Origin of the sequence: Pseudoalteromonas sp. BZA4, assembly GCF_040104395.1 — a bacterium.
GTDB lineage: Bacteria > Pseudomonadota > Gammaproteobacteria > Enterobacterales > Alteromonadaceae > Pseudoalteromonas.
On record NZ_JBECOT010000112.1, the window covers coordinates 1 to 5,435 of the forward strand.

3 protein-coding genes and 1 pseudogene are annotated in these 5,435 nt (G+C 41.0%); all 4 read right to left on the reverse strand.

The window, feature by feature from the left end; translation table 11 throughout:
* Positions 1–670, reverse strand: a pseudogene (locus tag ABMY41_RS21320) (flagellin); the annotation flags it as partial.
* Positions 671–901: 231 nt separating this feature from the next.
* Positions 902–2,155: a flagellar hook-associated protein FlgL gene (gene flgL, locus ABMY41_RS21325; RefSeq protein ID WP_349276204.1), complete on the reverse strand. Its 1,254-nt coding sequence runs from the start codon at positions 2,153–2,155 to the stop codon at positions 902–904.
* Positions 2,156–2,157: 2 nt separating this feature from the next.
* Positions 2,158–4,167, reverse strand: coding sequence for a flagellar hook-associated protein FlgK (gene flgK / locus ABMY41_RS21330; RefSeq protein ID WP_349276205.1), 2,010 nt, complete (start codon positions 4,165–4,167; stop codon positions 2,158–2,160).
* Between the two features lie 13 nt (positions 4,168–4,180).
* Complete coding sequence (gene flgJ / locus ABMY41_RS21335; RefSeq protein ID WP_349276207.1) at positions 4,181–5,149, reverse strand: flagellar assembly peptidoglycan hydrolase FlgJ; 969 nt, start codon at positions 5,147–5,149, stop codon at positions 4,181–4,183.
* Positions 5,150–5,435 lie beyond the last annotated feature (286 nt).

Genomic DNA, 5,435 nt, shown 5'->3' on the forward strand with positions numbered 1-5,435 from the left:
ATTTTGCAGTAGAATTAGCAACAATATTTATTACTTCGTCTGCACCGTTTTGACCTTTAATGGTAATATCACCACCAGTAAGACCATTATTCGCTGGATCAGCTCCTGCAGCTGTAGCTTGCCCAAAACCCGTTGCAGACGTAAGATTAAATTGCTTAGTACCTATATCTTCCGCAGCCACACTTGATAAAGAAACATTGATAATCTCGTTAGCATTAGCGCCTACTTGAAAGGCTCTAGTACCAAAGTCTCCGTTCAATAATTGCTGACCACCAAACGATGTAGTATCAGCAATTCGTGTTAACTCTGTTTGGAGCGCACTTACTTCTTTTTGGAGCGCATTACGATCTTCATAAGAATTAGAACCATTTGCTGATTGCAATGCAAGTTCACGCATACGCTGCAAGATATTTGTAGACTCTTGCATAGCCCCTTCAGCGGTTTGTGCCATAGATATACCATCATTAGCATTACGCTGTGCGACTGCTAAACCATTTATTTGCGAAGTTAAGCGGTTTGAAATTTGTAGACCTGCCGCATCATCTTTTGCGCTATTAATACGCATACCCGATGCTAAACGTTCCATTGAAGTTGCTAAACCTTCACTTGAACGATTTAAATTACGCTGTGCGTTAAGTGACGACACATTAGTATTGACTGTTAATGCCATTTTACCATCTCCTAGTTTTAGTTAGGCTGTGGTCCAATGAACTTGTGAGGAACCACGCGCTTTGTGCAGAACCTAAAGCAGGAAATATGCCAGCTTATTAAAGTAATTTAATCTTTTGTTTTTAAATAAGTTTTAGATGTTATACTTTGTAAATGTAAGAAATAAAAAGGCCAGTGACAATTTTTTGCCACTGGCCCGATATAAAGGCAAACTTTTACCGTATGAGTTTAATTATAAATAATCAAAAAGCGTTAAATTAGCTAAGCGACCAAAGGTTGCTTGCGAAGCCTGTAATGCGGTTTCATGTCTTGTTAAGTCACTAATTGCTTCGGCCATATCAACTTCAACCAAATTTGATTTACTCGATTTATTGTTAATATCTATCGCGCTATTTGAATCTGTGACACTTTCAACCAAATTCATTCGGGCACCTAGACTTGCTTGTGTAAATACCACTTGTTCGCTGGCGCTTTGTAATTGCTCTAAGCCGTCTGCCAGTGCATCATTAAGCTCATCACCTGCTAAACTGCTATTTAAACTGGTGATTAAGTTTTGCATAGTATTGAGTACATTTTCTTTGTGTGGGGCCTCTAATTCGAACTCGAATGTCCCTGGTGCAGTGCCTTCAAGCTTAAACTCCATACCTGCGTATTCAATAGGCTCCCCTGTAAATTCACCAGTGACAGCTGGGGTGATTGGATTACCATAGCCGTCATTAATAACATAGGTATCTGGATCACCCAGGTTAACGCCGGCGACAAGCTCAACTTGAAAAGAGTTATCTGCAGCAGTCGCTGTGGGATCTAAATCAAAATTTGCTTTGTGGAACTTATCAAAATCAGCTTGGTTTTTTACATACACAGTACCCGATATAACACCGCCTGCCGCTGTTCCCTCATTTGATACTACATCAAGGCGGGCATTCACTTTTTCGAACGCAGTAAAACCATTATCACTTGAGCGAACATCAACACCTTTAGCTATTGTTACTTTATGCTGTCCCTGATCGCCTTGATATTCATATAGCCCAGTTAGCGTATTCAGGCTGTATGTTTGCGTGCTATCTTGATAACCAGAAAAAATATACTTACCATCTTCAGATTGACTATTCATTGAGCTGAGCAAAGACTTTTGCAGCTCCTCCAGCTCACTGGCAATAGTTTGTAAGTCTGTCTGGCTCATCGCCCCATTACCCGCTCGAATTGTCAGCTCTTGCGCAGCCTGAATGGTGGTATTGATATTTTGTAGTACACTTTCTTCTGTTTCTAATCGGCCACTCAGTTGATTAATATTTTTAGTATACTGCTCGTTTGTTTGAATTTTATTTGTAAATAAAGATGCTTGCGAGTAGGCAGACGGGCTTTCTGAAGTCGATAAATATTTTTGCCCAGTATTCACGCGCTCTTGTGCATTAGCAACACCTTGCTGCCCTTCAAGAATTTTATTAACGCTACTTTGGTACATTAAATTATTTGATAAACGCATAATTACCTCGTTGAATTAAGTAAGGTGTCGAATATTGAACGAGCAGTGGCAAGCACTTGCGCTGATGCCGCATACGATTGCTGAAAGCGTAAAAGGTTAGCCGCTTCTTCATCAAGGTTTACCCCTGATAGAGATTCATACCAAGCCTCTGACTGCTCTGCTAATGCAGTGAATGCTTGTTGACTTGTTTGTGCCTGCGAAGTAACTACACCAATATCAGATACTAAACCTGTGTATGCCTGATTAAATGTTTGATGATTATCAGCAGTACTACTAGCAACAACATTTTGACGTACTAGTTCACCATTTTGTAAATCAGCCAATTGCAAGCCATTACGGTTATCATCAAAGCCACCGGTATTGAACTCAACGGTAAAAGTGTCTCCTGTGGCAGGCGAACCTTCAATGTTAAAATCAAACCCATAGGTATCATAAGGCGCGCCAGCTTGGGCAAGAATATTTTCAGCAGGTGGTGTAATAGTAAAGGTCGATGTACCGTTCCCGTCCGTAATTTGATATTCGTTAGCATTTGCCGTTTTCACTAATGTAATATCGCCATTCGCCAAGCTAGGAGGTGGCCCCACGGTAATACCCGTTGAATTATCAATATCTGAAACTGTACCAGCAGAAATACCTGCATCACTGGTGTTATTAATATCAGTAGCAGTTCGAATAGGTGATGCTAACGCTAAATTTTCAGGGCGCTCAGTGGCAAGCTCGAGGGTCGTTGCAGCTTGTGAATTTAGCTTCACCATAAATTGGTCACCAGTATTTGCAGCACCTGATACGTTGAGTTGTAAACCAAACGCTTCACCACCCGTAATAGTTGATGAGTCAATCACACCGGCAGTTACATTCGCTGTAGATGCGGTGCCAATGGGTTCACCTTTATTATCGATTGCCTGAATCTCAACAGTGGTTGCGCTTGTATAGGTCACAATAAAATCACTTGCTGGCAATTCGCTGCCTTTACCAGGTTCAAGGGTTGCCGTCATTGTTGATGTGCCCGTATTAGCTTGATAACCGAGCGCATCAACCGTTGGAATAGCAAAAATATCACCCCCAATTTCACCATTGGCGTTCATACCTAGGCTATTTTGTTGATTAAAGGCATCAGCTAACGCTAAGCCCATTTGACCCAATTGATTTTGCGCTGGCACTAAAATATCATCACGAAATGCCAGTAAGCCACCAATTTTGCCTTTCAATTTACTCACATCAACTTCAAGCGGCACGGCTTTGCCACCGTTTACATCAAGTTTTAATTCTTTAAAGTTCGGATCAGGGTCACCACTGAATGAAAACAGGTTAAATGTGCCGCTTTGCATGACAAGTGCTTGACCTGAGCCTAAATAAACTTGTTTTTCGCCGTTGTTGCCATCGAGTGTTTCAATATCAATCAGCTCAGATAAGTCACGAATTGCTTTATCACGTTCGTTATACAAACCACTCGACGATGACTCACGTTCAGTGCCATGAACAGATGCAATCTTGGTATTTAGTTCGCTGATGCTTTGAATTAAGTTATTTGCTTCATCAGAGAAGATTTCTAGCTGCTCATTTACCACGGCTTTTTGGTCAACCACAATGCTCGACAATCTGTCCATTTGATCAATTAAGTTTTGTGCATCCGTCATGACCAGTGAACGAGCTACTGTTGACGACGGTTGATTTAAGCTTTCTTGTACGTTGTTAAAAAACGAGTTGATACTGGTTGATAAGCTGTTTGACTCTTCAGAAAACAAGCTATCGACACGGCTTGCTTCTGTTACAAACTGATCAAAGAATGCCTTATTAGAGGTATCTCTATTTAATTGCTTTTGTGCAAATTCATTTAGTAAGCGATACGTTTCACCACGACCCACTTGGTTGTCGATCATGGTTGTGAACTCAGTACGCTCACGCACATAGCCCTCGGTATTAACGTTGGCGATGTTTTTACTGGTGGTTTGTAAAAGCTCAGAGTTAGCTCTTACACCGGCATTTGCTATGTCATATAAGCTAAATGACATGAGGGTCTACTCCTTAACGTACCAATGAAGCAGCGACGCTTTGAAGCTCAACGCGCTTCAATACCTGCTTAATTTTATCGGCATAATTTGGATCAGTTGCATAGCCTGCTTTTTGTAACGAATCTAAAAAGGCTGCAGGCTCTGCGGTATTATTGAGTGCTTCTTGATAACGTGGATTTTCATTTAAGAAATCCACAAAATCATTAACACTGTCTTTAATCGATTGATAAGAACGGAAACTAGCTTGCTTTTTAACTGGCACACCTTGTTCAAACTCAAGCGTGACTTTGCTTGCTTTATCACCTTGCCAGCTCCTATCCGATTTAATATTGAATAAGTTGTTACTACTTGTGCCATCAGCTTTACTGATGATGTGTTTACCCCAACCCGTTTCAAGTGCTGCTTGAGCAACCATCACAGCTGGGTTTAAGCCAATTTTCTCAGCCGCATTTTTAGCGTGCTCCCAAACAGAGCTAATGAAAGACTCAGCATCTTCAAAGCGGTTTTCTGATTGCTCGTTCGCTGCTGTATCCTCAACAGCTTGTGGTTTAGCCTGAGCCTCAGTAGTGCTATCAAGGACACCGCTTACGCGTTTATCACTAGCAAAGTCAGCCGTCGTTCTAAGTACAGAACCTGGTGTAAACTCTTTACCGTCTGGCGAGAGCTGCTGAACAATTAAATCAGCTAGACCCAACGAGCCATTTGATGAAAGCTCAACCGACATTTGTTGGTCATGCATCTCTTCAAAGAATTTTACGCCACTCGAGTTAAACGGACTGTCTTTGTCTTCAAACGCTTCATTTGCTTTACGCATGCTTTTAAGCAGCATTTGAGTGAAGATAGATTCAAATTGTGCCGCCGCTTTTTTCAGCGCCTCTTTTGACGCATCGCTAGAGGCATCACTTTTTAAGGCATTTTGACGTAATGAGTCTAAGTTGCCTAAATCAAAAAAGTTTTGCTTGTCGAGATGATTAGTATCCATCAGCTTTTTGACACAATAGTTAATAATGAAATTTAAAGTGCAAAAATTGCGCCAATAAAAACTTTTATAAATGAGTAGCTAATAACTGATACAGAAATGGTATAACTTCAGGGCCAAGGTTTTGACTGATATTTGTGTGCTAAATAATTTAAGAATTACTAAAGTAAAAGATCCACCTTCTAAAGAAGGTGGCTTTGCATTAGCCCCCTAGAAGGGGGCGTTGTTTACTGCAGTGTTAACTGCGCCTGCTCTTGCACCTCTTCCTTTTCTTGGTGCCTGACATACC

Coding starts and splice junctions, on each gene's coding strand:
- flgL (WP_349276204.1), bottom strand. CDS start 2,155: ATGCGTTTATCAAATAATTTAATGTACCAAAGTAGCGTTAATAAAATT.
- flgK (WP_349276205.1), bottom strand. CDS start 4,167: ATGTCATTTAGCTTATATGACATAGCAAATGCCGGTGTAAGAGCTAAC.
- flgJ (WP_349276207.1), bottom strand. CDS start 5,149: ATGGATACTAATCATCTCGACAAGCAAAACTTTTTTGATTTAGGCAAC.